24 protein-coding genes and 1 pseudogene are annotated in these 24,531 nt (G+C 71.0%); 16 read left to right on the top strand and 9 right to left on the bottom strand.

What is annotated here, in order from left to right:
* Window positions 1-17: 17 nt before the first annotated feature.
* Both AB0D48_RS32935 and AB0D48_RS32930 read right to left on the bottom strand, forming a co-directional pair.
* Window positions 18-524: a MarR family winged helix-turn-helix transcriptional regulator gene (locus tag AB0D48_RS32935; RefSeq protein ID WP_362405405.1), complete on the bottom strand. Its 507-nt coding sequence runs from the start codon at window positions 522-524 to the stop codon at window positions 18-20.
* Window positions 525-645: 121 nt separating this feature from the next.
* Entirely contained in the window at window positions 646-1,599 is a 954-nt protein-coding gene (locus AB0D48_RS32930) for a helix-turn-helix domain-containing protein (protein WP_362405402.1), read from the bottom strand.
* A 149-nt stretch (window positions 1,600-1,748) separates the two neighbouring features.
* Between AB0D48_RS32930 and AB0D48_RS32925 the strand changes: the two genes are divergently transcribed.
* The 3 genes from AB0D48_RS32925 to AB0D48_RS32915 all read left to right on the top strand — a co-directional run bounded on the left by AB0D48_RS32925 (window position 1,749) and on the right by AB0D48_RS32915 (window position 4,090).
* Window positions 1,749-2,750, top strand: a complete 1,002-nt coding sequence (locus AB0D48_RS32925; RefSeq protein WP_362405400.1) for an alpha/beta hydrolase — start codon at window positions 1,749-1,751, stop codon at window positions 2,748-2,750.
* 82 nt (window positions 2,751-2,832) lie between these two features.
* A complete protein-coding gene (locus AB0D48_RS32920) occupies window positions 2,833-3,414 on the top strand; it encodes a TIGR03086 family metal-binding protein (RefSeq protein ID WP_362405397.1) in 582 nt (193 codons plus the stop codon).
* Window positions 3,415-3,463: 49 nt separating this feature from the next.
* Window positions 3,464-4,090 carry a nucleoside/nucleotide kinase family protein gene (locus AB0D48_RS32915; RefSeq protein WP_362405394.1) on the top strand — a complete coding sequence of 209 codons (627 nt, stop codon included), beginning with the start codon at window positions 3,464-3,466 and terminating at the stop codon, window positions 4,088-4,090.
* Window positions 4,091-4,119: 29 nt separating this feature from the next.
* On the opposite strand, the gene AB0D48_RS32910 is transcribed toward AB0D48_RS32915, so the two are convergent.
* The gene (locus tag AB0D48_RS32910; RefSeq protein WP_362405391.1) at window positions 4,120-4,956 is read right to left on the bottom strand and encodes an alpha/beta hydrolase; all 837 of its coding nucleotides are present in this window, start codon (window positions 4,954-4,956) and stop codon (window positions 4,120-4,122) included.
* 204 nt (window positions 4,957-5,160) lie between these two features.
* Between AB0D48_RS32910 and AB0D48_RS32905 the strand changes: the two genes are divergently transcribed.
* Window positions 5,161-5,715, top strand: a complete 555-nt coding sequence (locus AB0D48_RS32905; RefSeq protein ID WP_362405388.1) for a hypothetical protein — start codon at window positions 5,161-5,163, stop codon at window positions 5,713-5,715.
* 124 nt (window positions 5,716-5,839) lie between these two features.
* Here AB0D48_RS32905 and AB0D48_RS32900 read toward each other — a convergent pair whose 3' ends face one another.
* Together AB0D48_RS32900 and AB0D48_RS32895 are read right to left on the bottom strand one after the other, a co-directional pair.
* Window positions 5,840-6,565, bottom strand: a complete 726-nt coding sequence (locus tag AB0D48_RS32900) for a nucleotidyltransferase domain-containing protein (RefSeq protein ID WP_362405385.1) — start codon at window positions 6,563-6,565, stop codon at window positions 5,840-5,842.
* 55 nt (window positions 6,566-6,620) lie between these two features.
* Window positions 6,621-7,061, bottom strand: coding sequence for a hypothetical protein (locus AB0D48_RS32895; RefSeq protein ID WP_362405382.1), 441 nt, complete (start codon window positions 7,059-7,061; stop codon window positions 6,621-6,623).
* Between the two features lie 329 nt (window positions 7,062-7,390).
* Between AB0D48_RS32895 and AB0D48_RS32890 the strand changes: the two genes are divergently transcribed.
* The 7 genes from AB0D48_RS32890 (at window position 7,391) to AB0D48_RS32860 (ending at window position 14,474) form a co-directional block, all read left to right on the top strand.
* Window positions 7,391-8,671: a family 16 glycosylhydrolase gene (locus AB0D48_RS32890; RefSeq protein ID WP_362405379.1), complete on the top strand. Its 1,281-nt coding sequence runs from the start codon at window positions 7,391-7,393 to the stop codon at window positions 8,669-8,671.
* Window positions 8,668-10,887: an RICIN domain-containing protein gene (locus AB0D48_RS32885; protein ID WP_362405376.1), complete on the top strand. Its 2,220-nt coding sequence runs from the start codon at window positions 8,668-8,670 to the stop codon at window positions 10,885-10,887. The genes AB0D48_RS32890 and AB0D48_RS32885 overlap by 4 nt, the downstream gene beginning before the upstream one ends.
* 19 nt (window positions 10,888-10,906) lie before the next feature.
* Window positions 10,907-11,281 (top strand): hypothetical protein, encoded by a 375-nt coding sequence (locus AB0D48_RS32880; RefSeq protein WP_362405465.1) that lies wholly within the window; start codon window positions 10,907-10,909, stop codon window positions 11,279-11,281.
* A gap of 227 nt (window positions 11,282-11,508) precedes the next feature.
* The gene (locus AB0D48_RS32875) at window positions 11,509-12,402 is read left to right on the top strand and encodes a hypothetical protein (protein ID WP_362405373.1); all 894 of its coding nucleotides are present in this window, start codon (window positions 11,509-11,511) and stop codon (window positions 12,400-12,402) included.
* A 58-nt stretch (window positions 12,403-12,460) separates the two neighbouring features.
* Window positions 12,461-12,676, top strand: coding sequence for a hypothetical protein (locus tag AB0D48_RS32870; protein ID WP_362405370.1), 216 nt, complete (start codon window positions 12,461-12,463; stop codon window positions 12,674-12,676).
* A 108-nt stretch (window positions 12,677-12,784) separates the two neighbouring features.
* Window positions 12,785-13,189, top strand: coding sequence for a luciferase family protein (locus AB0D48_RS32865; RefSeq protein ID WP_362405366.1), 405 nt, complete (start codon window positions 12,785-12,787; stop codon window positions 13,187-13,189).
* 457 nt (window positions 13,190-13,646) lie between these two features.
* Window positions 13,647-14,474 carry a methyltransferase domain-containing protein gene (locus AB0D48_RS32860; RefSeq protein ID WP_362405363.1) on the top strand — a complete coding sequence of 276 codons (828 nt, stop codon included), beginning with the start codon at window positions 13,647-13,649 and terminating at the stop codon, window positions 14,472-14,474.
* On the opposite strand, the gene AB0D48_RS32855 is transcribed toward AB0D48_RS32860, so the two are convergent.
* A complete protein-coding gene (locus AB0D48_RS32855) occupies window positions 14,464-16,143 on the bottom strand; it encodes a carbohydrate binding domain-containing protein (protein WP_362405463.1) in 1,680 nt (559 codons plus the stop codon). The two genes, AB0D48_RS32860 and AB0D48_RS32855, sit on opposite strands and share 11 nt — an antisense overlap.
* Window positions 16,144-16,614: 471 nt before the next feature.
* Between AB0D48_RS32855 and AB0D48_RS32850 the strand changes: the two genes are divergently transcribed.
* From AB0D48_RS32850 to AB0D48_RS32835, 4 genes are all read left to right on the top strand, one after another.
* Window positions 16,615-17,382 carry an ABC transporter substrate-binding protein gene (locus AB0D48_RS32850; RefSeq protein ID WP_362405460.1) on the top strand — a complete coding sequence of 256 codons (768 nt, stop codon included), beginning with the start codon at window positions 16,615-16,617 and terminating at the stop codon, window positions 17,380-17,382.
* Entirely contained in the window at window positions 17,379-18,179 is an 801-nt protein-coding gene (locus tag AB0D48_RS32845) for an amino acid ABC transporter permease (protein WP_362405360.1), read from the top strand. The genes AB0D48_RS32850 and AB0D48_RS32845 overlap by 4 nt, the downstream gene beginning before the upstream one ends.
* 34 nt (window positions 18,180-18,213) lie before the next feature.
* The gene (locus AB0D48_RS32840) at window positions 18,214-19,032 is read left to right on the top strand and encodes an amino acid ABC transporter ATP-binding protein (protein WP_362405457.1); all 819 of its coding nucleotides are present in this window, start codon (window positions 18,214-18,216) and stop codon (window positions 19,030-19,032) included.
* A gap of 303 nt (window positions 19,033-19,335) precedes the next feature.
* Window positions 19,336-20,307 carry a TAXI family TRAP transporter solute-binding subunit gene (locus tag AB0D48_RS32835; RefSeq protein WP_362405357.1) on the top strand — a complete coding sequence of 324 codons (972 nt, stop codon included), beginning with the start codon at window positions 19,336-19,338 and terminating at the stop codon, window positions 20,305-20,307.
* A gap of 49 nt (window positions 20,308-20,356) precedes the next feature.
* On the opposite strand, the gene AB0D48_RS32830 is transcribed toward AB0D48_RS32835, so the two are convergent.
* The 3 genes from AB0D48_RS32830 to AB0D48_RS32820 are packed head-to-tail and all read right to left on the bottom strand — an operon-like array spanning window position 20,357 to window position 23,859.
* On the bottom strand, window positions 20,357-21,724 hold the full coding sequence (locus AB0D48_RS32830) for a HAMP domain-containing sensor histidine kinase (RefSeq protein WP_362405354.1): 1,368 nt from the start codon (window positions 21,722-21,724) through the stop codon (window positions 20,357-20,359).
* Window positions 21,721-22,449, bottom strand: a complete 729-nt coding sequence (locus AB0D48_RS32825) for a response regulator transcription factor (RefSeq protein WP_362405351.1) — start codon at window positions 22,447-22,449, stop codon at window positions 21,721-21,723. The genes AB0D48_RS32830 and AB0D48_RS32825 overlap by 4 nt, the downstream gene beginning before the upstream one ends.
* A gap of 33 nt (window positions 22,450-22,482) precedes the next feature.
* A complete protein-coding gene (locus AB0D48_RS32820) occupies window positions 22,483-23,859 on the bottom strand; it encodes an MFS transporter (protein WP_362405348.1) in 1,377 nt (458 codons plus the stop codon).
* Between the two features lie 397 nt (window positions 23,860-24,256).
* Between AB0D48_RS32820 and AB0D48_RS32815 the strand changes: the two are divergent.
* Window positions 24,257-24,531, top strand: a pseudogene (locus AB0D48_RS32815) (hypothetical protein); the annotation flags it as partial.

Below are 24,531 nucleotides of genomic sequence, written 5' to 3'. Positions count from 1 at the left end.
GATGGGCCACTGCGGCCCTACGCGCTCCCGGGGCGGAGCAGCGGTGGGGTCTCTCCGGTACGGACCCAGTCGGCGAGGCCGGCGAGGCCGGCGAGGTGGACAGTGGCCCGGGCCGCTTCGAGTTCGGCGCCCAGGGCGGCCCGGTAGGTGGACGTCGCCGCCGCGTAGCGTTCCCGCCCGGCATCGGTGACGGCGGCGGTCACCGCCCGGCCGTCACCGGCGCCGGGAGTCCGTTCGGCCAGTCCCTGGGCTTCCAGGCGGGCGATCAGCCGGGTGGTCGAGCTGTCCTTCATCCCGATGCGCTCGGCCAGTTCGCCCATCCTCAGCGCACCCCCGCTCTCCGGGCGGCTCAACGCGCACATGGCCCGGTACTCGGAGAGCGGCAGGGCGTGGCGCCTTTGCAGCACCTCGTCGAGCTGACGCTCCATCCGGCCCAGCAGCCGTACCGCCGTGCACCAGCGGTCGTCCTCGGCGTCATCGGCCGGGGCAGGGGGAAACTCCCCGGATTCCAGGGGCACATCCATGGTGTCAAGCTATCTCCTTGCTCATGCAAGATCCAAGGAATCGGACAAACGGCCGCAGCCCCGGGGCAACGGCCCCGGGTGCGGGACCTGGGGGAGGGCAGCCGGAGCGGAGGCCGGCTCGCTACGGGGTGCGCGTGAAGGAGCGGCGGTAGGAGCGGGGCGGCACCCCGCGTCGGCGTACGAACTGCTCGCGCAGGACGGCCGCGCTGGTGTAACCCACCGTGCGGGCGATCTCCTCGACGGGCAGGTCGGTGGTCTCCAGCAGCTCTTCGGCGCGGCTCAGCCGCAGGTTGACCAGCCAGGCGTGGGGGGTCGTGCCCGTCGCGGCCGTGAACCGGCGGGCGAAGGAGCGCTTGCTCATCACGGCCCGCCGGGCCAGCTCCGCGACGGGCAGCGGCTCGTGGAGGTGCTCGCGGGCCCAGGCGAGGACCTCGGTGAGGCGTTCGTCCTGCGAGTCCTCGGGGACGGGGGCGGCGAGGTACTGCGCCTGTCCGCCCTCGCGGTGCGAGGGCAGTACGAGATCGCGCGCGATGGCGTTGGCCGTCGCGGCGCCGTACTCGCGCCGCAGCAGGTGCAGGCAGAGGTCGAAGCCCGCGGCCGCTCCCGCGCCCGTGATGACGCGGCCTTCGTCGACGTAGAGGGCGTGCGGGTCGACGGTGACCTCCGGGTGGCGGCGGGCCAGGAGTTCGGCGAACCGCCAGTGCGTGGTGGCCCGCCGCCCGTCGAGCAGCCCGGCGGCGGCGAGCGCGTAGGTGCCGACGCAGTGCGCCGCGACCAGAGCCCCGCGGGCATGGGCGGCGGACAGTGCCTCCAGTACGGAGGGCGCGAGCGGCGCCCGGAACTCGGCCCACGGCAGGGCGATCACCAGGTCCGCGGAGGCGATCCGGTCGAGGCCGTGTTCGACCGTGACCGCCACGCCGACGTCGGTGGGAACGGGCCCGGGCCGGTCGCCGCACAGGGTGAAGTCGAAACGGGGCAGCCCCGCGCGCGCGGCGAACACCTCGGTGACGACACCGACCGCGAGCATGCCGACACCGGGCGGGGCGTAGGCGGCGACACTCACGAAGGGCGGCATGCGGGGAGTGTGGCACGTTCCCCGCGATCGGCGGCAATCTGACGGCCGGTGCTCCCTACCGCATGGATCACGGCAGCTGCGCCGCTGGTTGCGCAGGTGGTGGCCGAATCCGGACGATCATGAGTGCGTCAACTCTTAGGCTCCACGACATGGATGACACGACGCGAACGAGCGGGCCGGACGGTCGGGGACGGCAGTCGCGGCGGGGTGTGCTGCGGGCCGCGGTGGCCGGCGCGGGGTCCGCCGCGATGGTGGGAGCCGGAGCGGACGCGGCCGTGGCGGGGGAGCGGCCGAGGGGCGGCGCGGTGACTTTCGTGCTCGTCCACGGAGCGGGCAGCAACTCCTACGGCTGGTCGGCGCTGCTGGGCGAGCTGGGCCTGCGCGGCCACCGCGCGGTGGCCGTGGACCTGCCCGGACACGGCCCCGGGGCGTACTTCCCGGTCTCCTATCAGGCCCCGCAGGATCCGGAAGCGCTGCGCACCGAGCCCTCGCCGCTCTCCAAGGTGACCCTGGCCGACTTCGCCGCGCACGTGACGGCCGTCGTGCGGCGGGCGCACCGCAACGGACCGGTGGTGCTCGTGGGCCAGAGCATGGGCGGGGTGACCCTCAATGCCGTGGCCAACGCGGTGCCGGAGCTGATCGCGCACCTCGTGTACGCCTCGGCGTTCTGCCCCACCAAGCGGGCAACCATGCTGGAACTGATGTCGACTCCCGAGGCGGCGTCCAGTGCCATCGCCCTGATCCCCGCCGTCCGTACGGCCCCGGAGCTGGGGGTGACCCGGGTCAACTGGCGCTCCGGCGCACCGGACCTCTTCCGGGCGGCGAAGGAAGTGCTGGGGGCCGACCTGCCGGACGAGGAGGTCCGCGCACTGCTCAACATCCTGGAACCGGACGAGTCGGCGGCGATCGCCGGCAGTGACGCCCGCGGCCTGCCGCAGTCGTGGGGCAGGGTGCCCCGGACGTTCCTGCGGTTCACCGCGGACCGCGCGATTCCGCCCGCGTTGCAGGACCTGATGATCAGGGACGCCGACGAGCTGACCCCGGACAACCGCTTCCGCGTACGGTCCCTCGCCGCGTCCCACATCGGCCCCCGGGACCCGGCGGTGTTCGCCGACGAGCTGGAGCGCGTCGCCCGGCTGTGCCGTGGGTGAGGACGCGGCGGCCCGGACGGCCCCGGCCGGGGAATGGGCGGGGCTCCCCGTCGCAGCCCGGGCGGGGCCCTACCGTCGGTGCATGGACAACAGCAGCAGCATCAGCTCTCTGCTCGGCGCGGCCGCCGCGCGGGCCGTGCCCGCCGTGCGGGCGGTGCGGGAGGAGCAGCTCGGCGATCCGACGCCCTGCGCCCGTTATGACGTACGGAAGTTGACCGATCACCTCTTCGACGTCGTCGTGAACTTCACCCGGCTCGCCCGGAAGCAGCCCAGCCGCTTCCAGGAGGACCCGCACCACGTGGGTACGGGCGACTGGCGCGGGCTGTTCGCCGAGGAGGCCGGCCGGCTGGCCGCGGCCTGGGGCGAGCCGGGTGCCGAGGAGGGGACCACGGGCGGGATGCACCAGCCCGCCCGCACCGTCGGGACCCTGGTGCTGCTCGACATGACCGTGCACGTCTGGGACCTCGCGCGAGCCACGGGGCAGGAGTTCACTCCCGACCCGGCGGGCGTGGAGGTGCTCGCCGGGGTGATCGGAGACCTGGCCCCGGCCGCACGTGACGCGGGGATGTTCGACGAGCCGAAGCGGGTCGCGACGGACGCCTCGCCCTTCGAAGCGCTGCTGGCCGCCACCGGCCGGGATCCCGGCTGGCGGCCTTCCGCCTGAACCACGCCCGGAGCCCTCGCCCGGAGACGTGCTGGGGCAGGATACGGACGTGGACACGACGGAACTCGTAGCACGAGCCCGCGCCCTGGCCGGTGGGGCCGGCCAGGGCGGCCGGCGGATCCTCGGGATCGCGGGGCAGCCGGGGGCCGGTAAGTCGACGCTCGCCGAGCGGCTGGCCGCGGAACTGGGCTCGGCGCTGGCCGTGGTGGTGCCGATGGACGGGTACCACCTCGCCCAGGCCGAGCTGGAACGGCTGGGCCGGGCCGACCGGAAGGGCGCCCCGGACACCTTCGACGCGGCCGGGTACACCACCCTGCTGCGCCGGCTGCGCGAACCGGGCGGCAGTACGGTCTACGCGCCGGCCTTCGACCGCTCGCTCGAAGAGCCGATCGCCGGAAGCATCGCCGTCCGCCCCGCCGTACCCCTGGTGATCACCGAGGGGAACTACCTGCTGCACGACGCGGGGGAGTGGGCGCGGGTGCGGACCCTGCTCGACGAGGCGTGGTACCTCGCCCCGGACGACGGCCTGCGGATCCGCCGCCTGGTCGACCGGCACGTACGCCACGGCAAGGGCCACGCCGACGCGCGCGCCTGGGTGGCCCGATCGGACGAGGCCAACGCCCGCCTGATCGCCCCCGGTCGAGACCGGGCCGATCTCGTCCTCGACCTCGGCTGACGCGCGTCCCACGTCGGCGTGATCGGGTCTCAGCCGCCCAGGAACGCCGCAGTGGCGGCCACGAACCTGCCGGCGTCGTCGATCCAGGGGTAGTGACCCGCCCCCGGCTGCACGACGAGTGTGGAGTGGGGGAACAGCCGGCCGAACTCGGTGACCGTCGGCGGAGGGCTGTTCAGATCGAACTCCCCGGCGAGCAGCAGGACCGGGACCTCGCAGGCGGCGAGGGCCGCACGCGTGCTCTCCGGGTCGAAGGCACCCTCGGCCGCGAACCGGGCGACTGCCTCCGGGTTGCCGGGCCGGCCGGCGGCGTGGTGCCGCTGAGCCGTCGCGTCCCACCGGCCGCAGAAGAAGGGGGCGACGGCCTCCCAGTCGCTGCCCCTGCCGTCGGTGATCGCCTCCAGGGCGGCGAAGGCCGCCGGGAACCACGGCTCGTCCTTCCGCAGCAGCGCGAGCTCGCGTCGTGTCTCTCCGGTGATCGGTATGCCGACGGCCCGGGTGCCGGGGGTGATCAGGGCGAGTCGGCCGACGTTCCCCGGATACCGGGCCGTGTACTGCGCCGCGATGTTCGCGCCCGCGGAGTGCGCGAGGAGGTCCATCACGGGGAGTCCGAGGTGTTCCCGCAAGGCCTCGACGTCCTCCACGAGACGGTCGCAGCGGTAGGAGGAGGAGTCTTCGGGAACCGCCGACCGGCCGGTGCCGCGAAGGTCCAAAACGATCAGCCGGCGATGCGCGGACAGGCCGCCGAGGTCACCGAGATAGAGGGAGTCCGTCGGGCCTCCGGGGACGCAGACGACCGGGTCGCCGTCGCCGTCGCCGTGGACGCGGTAGGAGAGCAGGGTTCCGTCGGGCGCGGTGAAGGTGGGCATGGCGTGCATGGTGTCACTGGTCAGACCGCTGGGTTCGAGCTGCTCACGGAAGACCGGGATGGGGGCCCGGTTTTCCGATGGGCCCAGGGCGGGCGCAAGGAGGGTTCCCCGTTGTCGGCACCACCCTGTGCAGGTGACGGTGACCCATTCATATAGCGTGACCACGTCAAAGAGACAGGTACACGCCCACGGGGGACTTCCCATATGACTTATCCGCCGCAGCAAGGCCCCGGCCCGTACGGCCAGCCCGGTCCGTACGGACAGCAGCCGCCGCAGGGGTACCCGCCCCAGCCGGGGCCGCCGCCTGGATACCAGCAGCAGCAGATGTACCCGCCCCAGCAGCAGATGCCGATGCAGCCCCCGCCGCCCCAGCACCAGCAGTGGGCCGGGCCCGCGCCCGTACCGGCGCCGCCCTCCCGGAGCGGGGGCTTGGGGTTCATGAAGATCCTCAAGATCATCGGCGTCGTGATCGTCCTCATCGCCTGTGCGGTGGGCTACTTCCTGAGCCGCGACGATGCCGACAAGGCGAAGGTCGGGGACTGCCTGAAGAACAACGGGTCCACCGTGACCCCGGACCTTCAGGTGGTGAAGTGCGGGGGCGCCGACGCCAAGTACAAGGTGGTCGCGGTGATCCCCGACACGCTGGACACCTCCAAGTGCGAAGGCAAGTCGGACATCGGCTACCACGAGCAGACCCGAGGCTCCCGCCGGAGCTCGGGCAAGCAGTTCGTGCTCTGCATCAACGAGGTCAAGAAGTAGCCGCAGCCGCGAAGCCCATCCGAAGTGCGTACGGGTGGGCCGGCGCGGTACCCGGCCCCGCCGCCTGCGCGGCCGGACCGGGCCCCCTCGGGCCACGGGGCCTGTCAACGCCCGGTAGGAGCGGTCACCGATCCGGCGACCCCCGCCAGGTCCGGCGGTATCCCTCGCGGACCGGCCCGCCGACGAGGTCGAGAACCTCCGACGCCGCGCCGGTCATGGGCGACGGGTCTCCCGACTCGCACAGGGACAGGTGCCCTTCGAGCAGGGCGGCCCCGAGCCGTGCGTCCGCCTCCAGCAGGCGCCGCGGCAGCCATTTCCCGCCGCCGATCCACGCGCGGTGGTGGTCACAGAGCAGATCGGCCGCAGCGTTGAGCACGTACCCGGCCACCGCGAGCCGCTCCATGCGGTCGTCCGCGTCGGCCAGGTCGTCCAGTGCGTCCGTCAGCCCGTACCTCCTGGTCTCGACGGTCTGCTGATCCAGTGCCGGCGGCCCCTGGCGGAGGTCCGCTTCGGCCAGGGCCCGGGCACGCCCGGCCTCGCCGTCCGTGTCGACCAGGACGAGTCCGGTGGCGTACATGCTCTGCATGACCGCACGGCGTGTGGCGACGTCCGCGGCGAAGAGCTCCGCGAGGCCGGCGCGGGTGTGGAAGAAGAGCTCGACGACCCGTCCCTCGAACCGGACGGTTTCCCGGCCGGTCTCGCCACCGTCCCCGATGAGCACGGCGATGTCCAGGTCGCTGCCGGCGGTTGCCCGTCCGGCGGCTGTCGATCCGGCGAGGACCACGGAGCGCGCATCGGGGAAACGGTCGCGGGTGAGACGTCGCGCTTGGTCGACGGGATCAGCGTTCATGTCGGTCGGCCTTTCAGGAACCTTGAGCAACGGCGAGGGGGTTCTGCGGGCCCGGTCAGGACCGCCCGGAGCCGGAGCCGGAGCCGGAGCCGAGGTCGAGGTCGCGGGGGCCATAGCCGGACCCGAGGTGGGCGATCTCCTGCTCCACGGTGACGAGTTCGTCGTGGTGGCGGTCCATGAGCCTCAGCTGCTCTGCGTAGCGGATCAACGCGGCCAGGAGCAGCGCCGTCCGTTCCGGCTCCATCGCGTGCATGCGACGCGCGGCGGCGACGGACTCGGCCCGGAGCGCGAGCGCTATCTCGGGCCGATGGGCGAACTCCTGTCGGCTGTAGTCGTACAGAGCGACCGTCAGGAGGGGCAGATACGCCAACGGGCTCACCTGGACGAGAACGCGAAAGGCCGCGACCTGCTGCCGGATCGGCAGCGTCTCCGATCCGAGGAGAGCCACCCGGGCCCGCAGTACCGCGTCGTGATTGATGTGCGCCGTGTCATTCATGAGGGTGATTCTGAAAGCCGCACGGGTGCCCAAACAAGGGCATTCGGCTGTGCCGTTCGTCCTACGAAAACGCCGTCTGACCTGTCATGATGGATACGTCTTCACCCCTGCGCCCCCCTCGGACGGTCTGTCAGCCGCCGTGATGGCAGCGGCGCGTGGCCCCGAGCGCCCGGATTCCCCCGCCTTCACGAACGTGAGTCAAGTGCGGGACCTTGACAGGGAATTTGTTCACTTCTTAAATCACGTAATGAACTAAGTGCCCCCCGACTCCCCACCCCCGCATGCCGATCTGTCATCGGCTGTCATGCGCATGCCTAGGAAGGAGATTCATGGACTTCCCGCGCTTAACCCGGCGCTCACTGCTGTCCCTTGTCCCGGTTCTCGCCCTCGTGTCGTTGTCCACCGGACCGGCGCAGGGGCTGCCCGCAGGTAATGCCTCCGCCTCCGCGGCCGTCGCCTCCGCGTCGTCCGCGTCGGCCGCCGTCACGTTCTCCGACGAGTTCGACGGGCCCGCCGGCGCAGCCGTCAACGGAGCGAAATGGCAGATCGAGACCGGCGACAACGTCAACAACCACGAGCGGCAGTACTACACCCGAGACAACCGCAACGCCGCCCTGGACGGCCAGGGCCATCTGGTCATCACCGCCCGTCGGGAGAACCCGGGCAACTACCAGTGCTGGTACGGAAGATGCGAGTACACCTCCGCCCGTCTGAACACGGCCGGCAAGTTCACCACGACGTACGGCCGCGTCGAGGCCCGGATGAAGATTCCGCGCGGGCAGGGCATGTGGCCCGCCTTCTGGATGCTGGGTGACGACATCGGCCAGGTCGGATGGCCGGGCTCGGGCGAGATCGACGTCATGGAGAACGTGGGCTTCGAGCCGTCCACCGTCCACGGCACCCTCCACGGCCCCGGGTATTCCGGATCCGGGGGAATCGGCGCCGGCTACACCCTGCCCGGCGGGCAGGCGTTCGCCGACGCCTTCCACACCTTCGCCGTCGAATGGAGCCAGGACGCGATCACCTGGTCCGTGGACGGCGCCGTGTACCAGCGGCGCACCCCCGCCGACCTCGGCGGCCGGCAGTGGGTCTTCAACAAGCCGTTCTTCCTGATCCTCAACCTGGCTGTCGGCGGGTACTGGCCCGGGGACCCCGACGGCGGCACCGCCTTCCCCCAGCAGCTGCTGGTCGACTACGTCCGGGTCACCACCGGCGGCGGTCAGCCCGGCGGCGGCGCCATCACCGGCATCGGCGGCAAGTGCGTGGACGTAGCGGGGGCCGCCACCGCCAACGGGACGCCCGTACAGCTCTACGACTGCAACGGCACGGCCGCCCAGCAGTGGAGCATCGCCGGCGACGGCACGATCCGCGCACTGGGCAAGTGCCTGGACGTGGCCTCGGGAGGCACAGCCGACGGTACGAAGGTCCAGCTGTGGGACTGCAACGGAACAGCGGCCCAGCAATGGGCCGTTCCCGCAGCACGCGACATCGTCAATCCGCGGGCGGACAAGTGCCTCGACGCCGCGGGCAACAGCTCGGCCAACGGCGCCCGGCTGCAGATATGGACCTGCACCGGAGCCGCCAACCAGAAGTGGACGGTGACCCGGTGACCCGGATCGCCGGACCGTGGGTCACGGCCTTCGTGATCGCGGCCTCGGCCGCCTCTGTCCTCACCGCAGTCCAGCCCACCCGGGCAGCAACCCCCGCCTCCTCACGGGCCTCGGCCGGGCCGGTGGCCGCCGCCCTGCCCACGGGCTGGTCCACCGTGGTGAACACCGGCAGTGGCAAGTGCCTGGACGCGCGGGCGGCAGCCACCGCGAACGGTACGGCGGTGCAGCAGTACGCCTGCAACAGCAGCACCGCTCAGCAGTGGAGTTTCACGCCGACCGGCGACGGGTTCGTCCGCATCGACAACCGCAACGACGCCCACCAGGTCGTGGACGTGAGCAACACGTCCTCCGCCGACAACGCCGCCGTGCACCTGTGGACGTACGGCGGAGGCTTCAACCAGCAGTGGCAGGCCGTCGACGAGGGGGGCGGCACCTACCACTTCGTCAGCCGGCACAGCGGCAAGTGCCTGGACGTACCCGCCGCTGCCACCGCCGACAGCGTCCAGTTGGTGCAGTACACCTGCAACGGCACGGCCGCCCAGCGCTTTCAGGTCGCGCCGGTGAGCACCGGGCCCGGGGACGTCGATCTCGGACCGAACGTGGTCGTCTTCGACCCGTCGATGCCTTCCGCCACGATCCAGAGCCGACTGGACTCGATCTTCCAGCAGCAGGAGACCAACCAGTTCGGCCCTCAGCGCTACGCGGTGATGTTCAAGCCGGGTACGTACAGCAACGACGTCAACGTCGGCTTCTACACCCAGGTCCTCGGCCTCGGCCGGTCGCCCGACTCGGTGACCGTCAACGGCGCCGTGCACGTGGAGGCGGACTGGTTCCCGCCGCACAACGCCACCCAGAACTTCTGGCGGGGCGCCGAAAACCTGTCGGTGAACCCCACGGGCGGCACCGACCGGTGGGCGGTGTCCCAGGCCGCGCCCTACCGGCGCATGCACCTCCGCGGCGATCTCGCACTGGACGACGGTGGCTGGGCCAGCGGCGGGTTCATGGCCGACAGCAAGGTCGACGGCCAGGTGCGCTCGGGGACCCAGCAGCAGTGGCTGACCCGCAACTCCCAGCTCGGCAGCTGGAACGGCGCCAACTGGAACATGGTCTTCGTCGGCAGTCAGGGCGTGCCGGGCAACAGCTTCCCGGATCCGCCGTACACCACGGTGAACCAGACCCCCGCGGTCCGCGAGAAGCCCTTCCTGTACGTGGACGGCGCGGGCGCCTACCAGGTGTTCGTACCCTCCCTGCGGACCAACTCCTCGGCGACGAGCTGGGCGAACGGGAACACCGCGGGCAGCTCGCTCGGCATGGACCGGTTCTTCGTCGTCAAGCCGGGAGCGACCGCTGCACAGATCGACGCGGCCCTGGCGGAGGGGAAGAACCTACTCGTCACGCCTGGGGTCTACCACCTGAACCGAACCCTGCGGGTCACCCGTCCGGACACCGTCGTCCTGGGACTCGGCCTCGCCACCTTCATCCCTGACAACGGTGTCACCGCCATGACGGTCGCCGATGTCGACGGGGTCAAGGTCGCGGGCGTGCTCTTCGACGCGGGCACCACCAACTCGCCGACCCTGATGGAGGTAGGCCCGGCCGGCTCCGCGGCCGGTCACTCGGCGAACCCCACCTCACTCCACGACGTCTTCTTCCGGGTCGGAGGAGCCGCCGTCGGCAAGGCGACGACGAGCCTCGTCGTCAACAGCGACCACGTCATCGGCGACCACATGTGGATCTGGCGCGGCGACCACGGCAGCGGCATCGGCTGGAACAGCAACACGGCGGACACGGGCCTCGTGGTCAACGGCGACAACGTGACCATGTACGGACTGTTCGTCGAGCACTACCAGAAGCACCAGACGGTCTGGAACGGCAACGGCGGGCGCACGTACTTCTACCAGAACGAGATGCCCTACGACCCGCCGGACCAGGCCGCCTGGATGAACGGCTCCACGCAGGGCTACGCCGCGTACAAAGTCGCCGACCACGTGACCAGCCACCAGGCCTTCGGACTCGGCAGTTACTGCTTCTTCAACGTCAACAGCAGCGTGACCGCCGAGCGTGCCTTCGAGGCCCCCGACCAACCGGACGTGCGCTTCCAGCACATGGTGACCGTCTCGCTCGGCGGCACCGGGACCATCCGGCACGTCATCAACGACCGGGGAGGGCCTTCCAACTCGTCCACCAACGTGGCCGACGTGGTCAGCCATCCGTGAGCCGCGTCCGGGCCGCACGGTGAACCCGGGCGGCCCGGGTTCACGTGCGCCGGCGCACCCCGCCGAACTCGCCAGGCTCGCACGGGCTTCGGGCCTGGACTTCATCAACTCCTCCGATCACCACACACCCTCGGCGCACGCGGCCTGGGGCCCGGTCGCCGGGACCGCGCCCGAGCCGGCCATCGCCTCCAGCGACTACCACCGGGATCCGGACCGGGTGGGAACACCGCAGACGGTGGTCCTGGCCGACGGCCTGTCCCGCGAGGCGATCCTGGCCGGGCTGCCGGGCTGCCGGGCTGCCGGGCTGCCGGGCTGCCGGGCTGCCGGGCTGCGGGGCCGCGAAGGGCGGCGGGCCGGCCGCGCCCGCCCCTGCCGGGACCCCCGGCGGCGCTGACCAACCAACCCGATCTGGCCGGCCTGAATCGAAGAAACGATTATGTGGGTGGGGGCTCACACGGCGGCACGCAGTGGCACGCAGCGGCAGGTGGTGGATGCGTGTCCATCGTTCGACTGGCATCCACACACGTCTGGACGCACAGGCGCATGATCGGGCCGCCCCTTGGTGAAGCTCGTGGCGTCCGGCAGCCGCCGCTGTCCCGCAACGAAAGGTCGGCAACGTCCATGTTGATCGTCCAGCTCGCCCTCGTATCAGAGACCCAAACCAACCAGATCAGCCCCTCGCAGCTCACCCGCGTGGCCGCTGCCCTGCAAAAACAGGCCACCCGAGATTTCGGGCCCATCTGGGACGTCAACGCAACGGTGGACGCCTTCGACAGACTGGAGGACGTTCCCGTCGGGTACTGGCCGCTGATCGTCGTCGACGACGTTCCCGACGCGGCGGGCTTCCACACGGATGAGAACGGACAGCCGTTCTCCCTCATCGAGTTCGGCGCAAGCTGGTCGCTGACGGCGAGCCACGAGATGCTGGAGATGTGTGCCGACCCGTTCGGTAACCGTCTGGTGTCCGGCAAGTCCCCCCATCCGGACCAAGGCCAGGTCGAGTTCCTGGTGGAGGTGTCCGACCCCTCGGAGGCCGAGGAGTTCGGCTACACCATCAACGGCATGCTCGTCTCGGACTTCTTCACGCCGAGATTCTATGATCCGGTCGTCGTCGAGGGCGCCCGCTACAGCTTCGGCGGGCACATCAAGGAGCCCCGTCAGGTGCTGCGCGGCGGATACATCAGCTGGCGCGAGCCGGTCTCGGACGAGTGGTGGCAGCAGACCTGGTTCAAGGGCAACGAACCGAAGTTCCGCAATCTGGGGCGCCTGACGGGCAGCGGCAGTCTCCGCGCGGCCATCGACGCCAGGACCAAGACGGTCAGCCGCCTCGCCGCCAGCGCTCCGGCCTCCAAGTCCTTCAGCGACGCGAAGGCACTGACGGCGCGGGTCAAGGAGACCACGAACGCCCGGGCCGAAGCATGGCGCGCCCAGATCGAGAGACTGAAGGCCGCGAACCCCGAGGCAAAAGCCTGGAAGGGGAACGGGAAGGCGAAGGGCAAGGGGAAGGGGAAGTGACGGTGGCCAGCACCGCATTTCGGGCCCGGCCCCCAGTCCGCCTGTCGGGGAGGCCGTCGTGAGCGATGACGCTCAGCAGCGCAAGGCTCGCGCGGACAAACTACGCCGGAGGATGCACCGCCCCGCGTCCGGCTCGTCGGAGCCGGCCCCCGCGGACGAGGAGCCGCCGGAGGGGGAGAGCCTGAAGGAAGGCGTCGAACGACGCATGCGCGAACTGGATGAAGCCGATCGCGAAGATCACCCCCCGCCCTCGGGCGAGAACGGCGAAACGTGACCGAACAGCGCTCCTCCACCAGTGGTTACGGTGCTCCCGGAAATACCGGAGGGTGTGATTCGGTCAAGGGCCTTGTGGTGCCGGTCGGGAGGCGGGCAGGCTCGGGGGATGAACACAGCTAGGCTCGCCAGTGAACAGCTGATGGGTTGGTCCGCCCTGAGCGAAGGCCGGGCCCTTTGCGGCGCGGGGTTCGGGCTGAACGCCGGTCTGCGGGAGATCGTTCACTTTCACGGCGATCACGAAGCCGATGTCCACCTGACCCACGCGATGATCACGAAGCTGCGGCCGGCCCTCGCCGGGTCTTCCGCCATCCGCCTGCGAGCCGGATCCGAATGGGTCACGCTGCGCCTGGACATCGGATCCGACATCGACCTGTTGGCCACCCTGGTCAGCGCGGCCCTCGCTGCCGGGGCCCGAGCCGATGCCGAACCGGACGGCGCCCACGTCCGCCGCCCGGCGCCGTGCACCCGCCTCGGAAAACCGGGCGCGGCCGTCCTGTCCCCCTGCCTGTGAGCCCTGCGGGCCGCCCTACGACCGGGCCTTGACGCGGCCGACGAGGAGCCGGACGGCGCTGATGGTCAGGTCGGGATCGTGCACCTGCTTCACGTACGCGGGCCATCGCGCCGAAGGCCGTCCGGATGTCCGTGCCGAAGGCGTCGACGAAGACGAGGCCGGCCGTCCTCTCGGGGTGCTGCTGGGCGTACAGGTAGGCGCCGGGGGCACCGGCCCGGGCGGCCGGGGTGGGCTGCGGCGGAGGCGGGCGACCCTGCCACCCGAGCCTGCCCACCCTCACGAGCACCGACGTCGCGGCTCACTTCGAGTTCGGCCTGCGCCTGCTCGCCGAGGGGCCTACGGCACCTGGACGGCGGGGAGCGGCGACCGGGTCGGCCGGGCACCCTCTCGTTCCGGCTGTGGGTTTGACGTAACGTCACCTTCGCCCGTACACGCCCCGGACTGGAGGAGGCCCGAGGTGCCGACCGCCCCGGACAGCCACTACGCCGACGAGCTCGGCCGGACCAATCCGTCGGAGACGGCCCGGCTGCGGGCACTCACCGATGCCCTCGACGCCGATACGGTGCGTCGCCTCGACGCCGCCGGTCCGGCGCCCGACGCGCGGGTCCTGGAGGTCGGGGCCGGCACCGGCACGGTCGCCGCGTGGCTGGCCGGCCGGTGTCCGCGGGGGCTGGTCACCGCCACCGACCTGGACATCACCCATCTGCCCGCGGACCTGCCCGGCCACGTGCGGGTGGTGCGGCACGACGTGACCCGCGACCCGTTTCCCACGGGGTCCTTCGACCTGATCCACGCGCGCTGCGTCCTGCTGCATCTGCCCGAACGCGAACGCGTGGTGGAGCGGATGCGGGACTGGCTGGCTCCCGGCGGCACGCTCCTGCTGGAGGACGTGGTCCACTTCCCCCACACGGGACTCCCGCCCGGTGATCCCGTCCGCCACTCCGTCGAAGGGATCTGTGCCCTCCTCGCCGATTCCTACGGAATGGAACCGGACTGGGGCCTGCGCGCACCGGATGTGCTCCACCGGCACGGATACGAGCAGATCAACGCCGAGATCGCCCTGCCGGCTTTCCGGCAGGGCGCCCCGATCGCCGATTTCTGGTACCGGACGGTGGCCGCCCTCGCACCCCGCCTCCGGGAGTACGGCTCCATGACCGAAGCCGGGATCGACGCCGCACTCTCGGCACTGCGGGACCCGGACCGCGTCTCCTTCCCGCTCGGAGTCCTCGCAGTCCGGGCCCGCAAGCCGTCGCCGGCCCCGGGGACCGCCCCGGTCAGCCGGTGAAGCCGGCGGTGATGGAGGTGAACTGCCAGTCGTTCTGGGCGATGCCGGAGCAGGTCTCCTGCAGGCCGCCCCCGGCGCAGCCCCGGTCGCGGTTGACGGACCAGAAGGCGAGACGGGCGATGTGGTGGGAGTTGGCCCAGTTGCGGATGTCGGTCCAGTTCTGGACGGTGGTGGTCTCCTGGGTGTCGCTGACGCCGTTCATGCCGGAGATGCCGATGTGGGAGTAGGCGGTGGCGTCGTCCCAGCCGAAGGTGGACTTGAGCTCGGTCTTGAGGCCTTCGGTTGCGCTGACGGTGCTGGCGTACATGTCGGTCGAGGCGTTGCCGAAGTCGAACGGCATGATGGTGAACACGTCGATGCCGGCATTGAGGGCCTTCGACTGATCGATGAGGCGGTTGCCCCACGACGTGGGGCCCGTGGTGCCGGTGCCGAAGGTCAGGATGGTCTTGAGGCCGGGATTGTTCTGCTTGACGATCTTGAGTGCGCCGAGGATGCGGTCCTGGACCACGGCGTTCTCGAATTCGTCCGTGTTCTCGATGTCGACGTCGATGGCCTTGAGACCGTAGGCGTCGATCACTTGCTGGTACGCGCCGGCCAGCGCTTCGGGGGTGGCGCAGTTGGGGCCGAGCTTGTTGCCCTGCCAGCCGCCGACGGACGGGACGATGTCGCCGCCCGCCGCGCGGATCGAGCTGATGGTGCTCTGGTCCGCACCGCCGGTCAGCGGGCGCTGGCCGTCCCAGGCAGGGCTGCATCCGCCGGAGGAGAGGATGAAGGCCATGGTGAACCACTTCGCGCCGGTCGCGTTCATCACCGTGGTCGCGCTCGGCGGGTTGCCCCAGCCGAGGTAGAGGTACGGCGCGGCCTGCTTGAAGCCGCTCGGCGCGGTCCCGTTGTCGGTGGTGACGGTAGCCGCGTTGGAAGCCGGTGAGGTGTTGCCCGCCAGGTCACGGGCGCGGACGGTGAACGTGTACGGGGTGTTGGGGCCCAGCCCGGAGACCGTCGCGCCGGTCGTGGTGGACGTGGCCACCTTGGCGGCGCCCTGATAGATGTCGTAGCCGGTGACGGCAACGTTGTCAGTGGAGGCCGTCCAGGTGAGCGAGACGCTGGAGGAGGTCTTGCCGGTGGAGGTGAGGCTGCCCGGCGCGGTCGGAGCGACGGTGTCGGTTCCGCCGCCGGGGCCCTCCAGGATGACGTCGTCGGCGTAGTAGGTCCCCTGCCCGTACCAGCCGTTGAGGTAGATCTCAGCGCTGGTCTGGGAGGGGCCGGTGGTGAAGGCCACGGTGAGCTTGGTGTACGAGGTGGCGGAGGGGGTCCAGGTGGACGCGCCGCCGGCGACGCCGAGGTACACGTAGCTGCCGCGGACCCATGCGGAGAGCGTGTAGGAGGTGTTGGGCCGGACCGCGACGGTCTGGGTGCACTTGGCGTTGTCGGAGGCACTGGCCGCGCCGGCCAGTGCCTTGCTGCCGCCGTGTACCGGGGAGCTCACGACGGAGCCCAGGCCTCCGCTGCAGGACCAGCCCGCCGCGGTACCGCCCTCGAAGTCGCCGTTCGCCAGGAGGTTGGCGCCGAACGCCGCTCCTGGGGCAGTGAGCACGGCGGCCGCGCCGAGCAGGGTGGCGCCCAGGCCACAGGCCACGCGGGTACGGGTACGGGTACGGGTACGGGTCATGCGGGCACGGGTGGTGCCGGTGCGGTTGGGCATGGGAGTGCCTCCATCGTGGGGGAAGGTGAGCAGCCCGAAAGGTGACGTGCGGCGTGGCCGGGAACTTATGCCTCGGATGCGCCGCCGTCAACTGGTCTGGACCAACTTGGCGTAATGGGAAGGTTTCCCAACTGTTGCTCTTGACACAGGCGTTGTTCGAAATGGAGCATCGGGGGCGGACCCGCACGGTCCGATCGGGCGGCTGGCCGGCGGGCGACGGGATCCGGACGGAGTGGGGTCGCGGCTGCGCCGCATTCCCGATGATCCGTCGGCGCGCGCCGCCGGGGGCTTACGATCTCGACGGACGGTCACGTCCCGCGACCGCCGCCAGCCCCGCACCCGTGGAGGTCAACCGTGTTCTGGACGGCCGAAGGACGCAGCACTCGCCGCAGCAGCCACCGCATCCGTGCCGTGGTCGGCGCTGCCGCCGCCGCGGGGATGTTCCTCGCCGCCGGCTGCTCCTCCGGTGACGACGGCCCGGGGGAGGCGGCCGGGGGCGTGCGCGTCGTCGAGAAGGGCAAGCTGACCACGTGCACCCATCTGCCGTACCCGCCGTTCCAGTTCGAGCAGAACGGCAAGGTCGTCGGCTTCGACGTGGCCCTGATCGACCTGGTCGCGCAGAAACTGACCGTCGAACAGAAGATCCTCGATACCCCGTTCGAGAACTTCAAGACCGGTGCGTTCCTGAACTCGGGCCAGTGCGACCTCGCCGCAGCCGGTATGACGATCACCGACGAGCGCAAGAAGAACGTCGATTTCTCCGTCCCGTACTTCGACGCGACCCAGGCGCTGCTCGCGACCAAGAAGAGCGGGGTCACCTCGCTCGCCGACGTCAAGGCGAAGGGCAAGAAGCTTGGCGCGCAGGCAGAGACCACCGGCGAGAGCTACGCCAAGGCCCAGGGTTTCAACCCGGTCGCCTTCGAGAGCTCGGACGCGGTGCTCAACGGGCTGCGCACCGGTCAGGTCGACGCGGTCGTCATCGACTACCCGGTCGTCCAGGGCTGGCTCAAGGACAAGGCGAACGCCTCGGAGTTCGTCCTGGGGCAGAACATCGAGACCGGCGAGAAGTACGGGTTCTCCGTGAAGAAGGGCAACACCGCCCTCCTCGCCGCGATCGACGAGGTGATCACGACCGCCAAGGCCGACGGTACCTACAAGAAGCTCTACGAGCAGTGGATCGGCCCACTGCCCCAGGCCACGTCGTGACCTCTCGGCTGACCCGGCGCCAGCGACGCCGCCTCTGGCAGGGCGTTCAGTACGCGATCTTCGCGGCCGTGGTGGTCGTGATCGGCGTCCTGGCCGACTGGGACCGGCTGCAGAACCAGTTCGCGCAGACGGACCTGGCCATCCGGCTCTTCCCGAGGATCATCACCATCGCCCTGCGCAATACGGTGGTGTACACGACGTCCGGGTTCCTCTTCGGCCTGGTTCTCGGTCTTGTCATCGCCATGATGAGGCTGTCGTCGGTGGCTCCCTACCGCTGGGTCGCCGGTGTCTACATCGAACTGTTCCGGGGTCTGCCCGCCCTGCTGATCTTCATCTTCGTGGGTGTGGCGGTGCCCCTGGCGTTCCCCGGGACCGAGATCCCCGGCGGCACGTACGGGAAGGTCGCGCTCGGTCTCGGTCTCGTCGCGGCTGCCTACATGGCGGAAACCATCCGGGCCGGCATCCAGGCGGTGCCCAAAGGGCAGATGGAGGCGGCCCGCTCGCTGGGTTTCTCGCACGGCCGGGCCATGGTCTCGGTGGTCATCCCGCAGGCGTTCCGCATCGTCATCCCCCCGCTGACCAACGAACTGGTCCTGCTGTTCAAAGACTCCTCCCTGGTGCTGTTCCTGGGAGTGACGCTGCAGGAGCGGGAACTGACGAAGTTCGGCCGGGACCTCGCCAGCGAGACCGCCAACTCCACCCCGATCCTGGTCGCGGGTCTGTGCTACCTCCTCGTGACCGTGCCACTGAGCTTCGTGGTGCGCCGTCTGGAGGCGCGCGCGGACAAGGCCACGTGAGGACGAGATGCCACAGGAAGCGGGAGCGGTGGACATGACGGCGGCGGACCGACCGGAGATCGAGATCAGAGGGCTGCACAAGTCCTTCGGCGCCAACCACGTCCTGCGAGGCATCGACCTGGACATCGCCCGCGGCGAGGTGGTCTGTGTCATCGGGCCGTCCGGGTCGGGCAAATCGACTCTGCTGCGCTGTGTGAACCTGCTGGAGGAGCCGGACGAGGGTCAGGTCTTCGTCGGCGGTACGGAGGTCACCGACCTCGATGTCGACATCGACGCCGTGCGCCGCCGCATCGGCATGGTCTTCCAGCAGTTCAATCTGTTCCCGCACGTGAGCGTCACCGAGAACCTCACGCTGCCGCAGCGGCGGGTGCTCGGCAGGGACAAGGCGCAGGCCGCCGCCGTCGCCCGGGAGAACCTGGAGCGCGTGGGCCTCGGCGAGAAGGCGGACGCCTTTCCCGCGCAGCTGTCCGGCGGTCAGCAGCAGCGGGTGGCGATCGCCCGGGCCCTTTCCATGGGGCCGGAGGTGATGCTCTTCGACGAGCCGACCTCGGCGCTCGACCCGGAACTCGTCGGCGAAGTGCTGTCGGTGATGAGGGTTCTGGCCGGCGAGGGCATGACGATGATGGTCGTGACCCACGAGATGAGCTTCGCCCGCGAGGTCGCGGACCGTGTCGTGTTCATGGACGCCGGAGTGATCGTCGAGCAGGGCCCGGCGACACAGGTGATCGCCCATCCGCTGCACGAGCGGACCAGGAACTTCCTCAACCGCATCCTGGACCCGGCAGCCACCGACGCACCCGCCGCCGACGGCCCCGGCACGGGGAAGCCGGCTGACGGGCCCTCCGAACGCTGAGGCAGGGGCATCCGTCGCCGAGTTCCGCGTCGTGGCCTATCGAGGGCCGCCGCCGGCTGCCATCCAAGGTGCCGGACCGAGCACCCGTGCCAGCTCCCGGTGGATCTGCTCCGCCTCCCGGCGTGTCTGACCGGGCACGTCGCCGCGTTCCCTTATCAACTGGGCGTAGATCGGTGCGTCATTGGCAGTGCTCACGTACTGGCTCCCCTTCTCGGGCCGGTGCCCGCAGCCGGGCTGAATGAGTGTAGGCGGGTGTGACGGGTGGACGAGCAGGCGGCCCCCGGCGCTGGTTAGGCTTCTGCCGTGACCAGCGCAGGGTGGAGCCGTCGACGGGTGATGGGCGCCGGGCTCCACGCGTGCGCGGCGGCGCTGGCGGCCGGCTGTGCGGGGAGTTCCGGTCCGGTGCGGAGGCTGCGGCTCGCGACGGGGCCGCAGGGCGGTCCGTACAACGCGTTCGGGAAGGCCCTGGCACAAGCCGTCGCCGTGAGCGGGCGCCGGCTGGAGATCGTTCCGGTGAGCACCGCGGCGAGCGTGAACAACTTGCGGAAGCTGGACGACGGGTCGGTCGAGTTGGCCCTGGCCATGGCGGACGCGGCCGAGGACGCGGTACTGGGACGCGAGTCGTTCTCCCGCCCGGCCGCGGTGACGGCGCTGGCACGGGTCTACGTGAACTACACCCACCTCCTCGTCCCGGCGGCCGGGCCGGTGAAGTCGGTCGACCAGCTCGCCGGTCGTCCGATCGCGGCAGGTGCGGCGGGGTCGGGCGTGCAGGTGGTGGCGGGGCGGGTGCTGCAGGCGGCCGGGCTGAGCGGCGGTCCCTCGCCGGCGGACGAGCGGCAACTGGGCCTCGCCGAGTCGGCGCGGGCGCTGCGCGAGGGCGCGGTCGACGCGCTGTTCTGGTCCGGGGGCGTGCCCACGCCCGCTCTGTCGGAGCTGGCGCGCGAGCTGCCGTTGCGTTTCCTGCCGCTGGACGGCTACGTGGGCCCGCTGCGGCAGCGCTATGGCCCGGTCTATACGGAGGTCACGATTCCGGCCGCCGTATACGGGCTGACGGAGCCGGTGGGAACCGTCGGGGTGGGCAACTACCTCCTGGCCCGGGACGACGTACCGCACAGTGCCGTGCGCGAACTGCTCCAAGTGGTGTTCGACCGGTGGCGCGACCTGCTGCGGGAGGTGACGGCGGGCGCGCGGCTGGAGCCCCGCTTCGCCATCTCGACCGGGCGGGTACCCCTCCACCCGGGGGCGGTCGCGCACTACCGGTCCGTGTACGGCTGACCGGGATCAGCTGACCGGGACCGGCTGAGCGCGCCCGGAGCGTGGCGGGTCACGGAGCCGGGAGCCGAAGCTCCACGACCATGCCGTGCGGGGTGTTGCCGCTGACGTCGAGCCGTCCGCCGCTGATGCGGGCGATCTCGTCGGCGATGGCCAGTCCCAGGCCGCTGCCGGGCACGTTCTGGTGCTCCGGGGCGCGCATGAAGCGCCTTAGCAGCAGCGGCAATTGATCCTCCGGAACCCCCGGCCCGTCGTCGGCGACCCTCACGACGGCAGTCCCGTCCGCGCCGCGCGTGGCGCGCACCTCGACGCGGCCGTCACGCGGCACGAACTTGACGGCGTTGTCGAGGACCGCGTCCAGGATCCGGCCCGCCGCATCGGGCAGGGCGCGGGCCCGCAGCCCTTCCGGGAGCCCGGGCGCCGTCAGTTCCAGCCCGGCGTGGCCGAAGACCGGAGTCCAGGCCGTCACCCTTTCCCGTACCGCCCGTGACACGTCCTGATCCGTCAGCTCCCCCGTGCCGGACTCCACCCGCGCCAGGGCCAGCAGGCCGTCGAGCAGCTCCTCCAGGCGTTCCGCCTCGTCCAGGGCACCCGTGTGCTCGGCCCGGCCGGGCCCGGGGGCGATGTGCGGTTCGACGTTCTCCAACCGCAACACCAGCGTCGCCAGCGGATTGCGCAGCTGGTGGGAGGCATCGGCGACGAAGTCCCGCTGGCGGCCGATGGAGTCGGCCATGGCCTCCGCCATGGTGTTGAAGTGCCGCCGCAGACGACGCAGTTCCGGCGGTCCGGTGCCGGAGACGGCCCGGGCCTGGAGGCTGCCTGCGGTCAGCCCCTCCACCGCCCGGTCCAGATCGAGGACCGGACGCATCAGCCAGCGCGCGATCCCCGCCGCGACCAGCGCCGCCGCCGCGAACGCGGCGGCCGCCCCGGCTGCGATGAGCGACCAGCGGACCGTCACGTCCCGGCGTGCGGCGTCGGTGGGTACGGCCATCAGGACCGCCCCGCTCACCCGCTCGTCCCGGCCCACCGGTTCGGCGAGCACGACGGTCGACGGACCCCAGGGTCGAACGGTGGGCAACCGGTCCGTGGAGCGGCCGGTGAGTGCGCGGTTGCGGGCGTCCGCCGCGTCGGCGGCGGGCCCCGCCCCGGACCGCGCGACCGTCGCTCCCGTCGTGTCGACCACGACGACCCCGGTTCCGTACAGCTGGGTGTACCGCCTGATCTCGGCCGACAGCTCCGACCGGTCGGCGTCGGTGCGCATCCGGTCGGCGAGATCGGCGAACCTCGCCGCCTCCGAACGCCGTTGCAGGAGCAGGTGCTCGGTCCGTCCGCGCGCGTAGGCGTCGGCCAGGGGGAGGCAGAGCAGCAGCGCCGCGGCCCCCATGAGCACCATCAGCACGGCGAGGAGCCTGCGCCTCACCGGGCGCTGCCCCCTTCGCCGTCCCGCCCGGTCGGACATCCGAGCTGGTAGCCGAACCCGCGGACCGTGCGCACCAGGCCGGAACGGCCGGTCTTGGCGCGGATGCCCGCCACGTGGACGTCCAGCGAGCGGGAGGCGGCGAGGAAGGCGTCACCCCAGATCCGGTCCAGGATCTCCTCGCGGGAATGCACCTCGTCCGGGCGGGCGGCCAGGAAGGCCAGTACGTCGAACTCGCGACGGGTCAACCGGACTTCGGCGCCCGCCACCGTGACCGTACGCCCCGCCAGGTCGACCTCGACGTCCCCGCTGCGCACGGGCCGGACCCCGGGGGCGGCGGAGCCGGCCGTACGGGTCTGCACACGGCCGGACGACGCTCCCGTGCGGCGGCGTACGGTGTCGATGCGGGCCATCAGCTCGGCCATCCGGAACGGCTTGACGACATAGTCGTCGGCGCCCGCCCGCAGTCCCTGCACGATGTCGCGCTCCTCGCAGCGCGCGGTCACCACGATCAGCGGCGCGTCACATACGGTACGCAGTCGCCGCAGCAGCTCCAGCCCGTCCAGGTCCGGCAGGCCCAGATCGAGGAGGACGAACTCGGCTTCGCGGACGAACCGCAGGGCGTCCAGGGCCCGGCCCACCCTGCGGACGGTGTGCCCGCGCTGGGCGAGGGCGGTGCCGAGGGCCTGGGCCATGCGGTCGTCGTCCTCGACGAGAAGCGCGTGCATAGTCAGTTCCCTCGCCACCTGTGAACCGGGGCATCAGCTTACGGGAGCCGCCTTGGGCTGCTCCCGGTCGGCGTCGTCCGCCTCGGCCTCCGCGCGGCTGAGCGCGGCATTGCGCGTGTCCGGCATCAGCACGTAGGTGACCAGGGAGATCAGCGCGCACCCGGAGACGTACCAGAAGAACATCGTCTCGTGACCGCTGCTCTTGAACCACAGCGCCACGTACTCCGCCGTGCCGCCGAAGAGCGCGTTGGCGATCGCGTACGGCAGTGCCACGCCCAGGGCGCGCACCCGGGTCGGGAAGAGCTCGGCCTTGACCGCCGCGTTGATCGAGGTGTAACCGGTGACGATCACCAGCGCCAGCAGTGAGAGCCCCAGCGCGGTCCAGTACGAGGACGCCGACCCGAGCGCGGTCATGATCGGGTACGTGCCGACGGTGCAGCCCACCGCGAAGGTGATCAGCAGGGGACGGCGGCCGATCCGGTCGGACAGCATCCCGGCGAACGGCTGGAGCACGGCGAAGAGCGTCAGAGCGGTGAAGCTGACCAGCGTGGCGGTCGTCTTCGCCATGCCCGCGCTCCCCACCAGGTACTTGGTGAGGTAGGTGGTGTACGTGTAGTACGCGACGGTGCCGCCGAGGGTGAGCGCCATGACCAGGCCCGCCTGCCGCCGGTGCTGCCACAGGACCTTGAGCGTGCCGCGCGTGCTGTCGTCGTGGGCGTCCTCGCCCGACGACTCCTCCTTGAACGCGTCGGTCTCCTGCAGCCGTCGCCGCAGCCAGAACACGATCACCGCGAACAACGCCCCGACGACGAACGGGATCCGCCAGCCCCAGCTCTCCAACTGGGCAGTGGTCAGGGTGTGCTGCAACGTGATCAGGATGCCCAGACCGAGCAGCTGCCCGCAGGTCATCGACACGTACTGGAAGGAGGAGCCCAGGCCGCGCCGGTTGCGGGCCGACGCCTCGGTGAGATAGGTGGCGCTGGCCGCGTACTCGCCGCCGATGCTCATCCCCTGGAGCAGGCGCGCGAGCAGCAGCACCAGGGCGCCGAAGTAGCCGGCCTGGCCGTAGGTCGGGGCGACGGCGATCAGCAGGGCGGCCACCGACATCATGGTGACGGTGAGCGTGAGCGCGCTCTTGCGCCCGTGCCGGTCGGCGGCGCGGCCGAGGATCCAGCCGCCGACCGGCCGCATGAGGAAGCCGACCGCGAAGATCCCCGCCGTGTTCATCAGCTGTGTGGTCGGGTTGTTGCCGGGGAAGAAGGAATCGGCGAAGTAGATCGCGAAGCTCGCGTAGACGAACCAGTCGTACCACTCGACGAGATTGCCGAGCGATCCGCCGATGAGGGCGAGACGGCGCTTCCGGCGTTCCTCCGCGGGCGGCGATCCGGGCAGGGTGGCGGACGAGGTCATGGCGGCTCCAGACGGAAGTCCCTGTGGGGACGGGGAATTGCCCCGGCGCACTCCGGCCGTGGGCGAGCTCCCAGAGCATGCGTCCGCCACCGCACCCGGACAAGGTCCACCACCCAGATCTAACGTTCCGCTAAGAAAGCACTCCGCTCTGCCAGGATGGGTAGGTGGACGGGGGACGTCCCTGTGCACGCGCGCGACGGAGGAGGCCGCAGTGGAAGAGCAGATGGAGGCGCAGGGCCCGAAACTGCCACCGTCGCACCCGCCGAGGACTCCGCCGCCGCAGAAGAAGCCGGTCGAGGCTCCGCGGCCACAGCCCGCGACGAGGCCGAAAGCGGTGACGAGCCTCCAACTGCCCCCGCCGGGCGGGCGGAAGGTGGCGGCCGTCGCTCGTGGCCGCATGGCCATCCGGAATCGGCGAGTCGCCAACTGGTCGCTCGCGGGCGATCCCTGGGCCGCGAAGAAGGCCGTTGCCCGGGTCCTGGAGACCGTCCGGAGCTGGGGCTACATCCGGCCGGGGGACGCGCCGATGGAACAGACGGTGCGGCTGCTCGTCGGCGCGGCCGTCGCCGACTCGGGCAAGCGGATCAGCCTGCACGTGGCCGACCAAGAGGGGATGCTCCTCGTCGTCGTGCTCAGCCACACGGCCGCGGAGCCTCGACCGGCTTCTTCTGC

It is taken from the genome of Streptomyces sp. NPDC048269, assembly GCF_040652395.1.
In the GTDB taxonomy this organism is placed as follows: domain Bacteria; phylum Actinomycetota; class Actinomycetes; order Streptomycetales; family Streptomycetaceae; genus Streptomyces.
The sequence above is the reverse complement of the archived record's forward strand: the minus strand, read 5'-3'. Positions and strand labels throughout refer to the sequence as shown.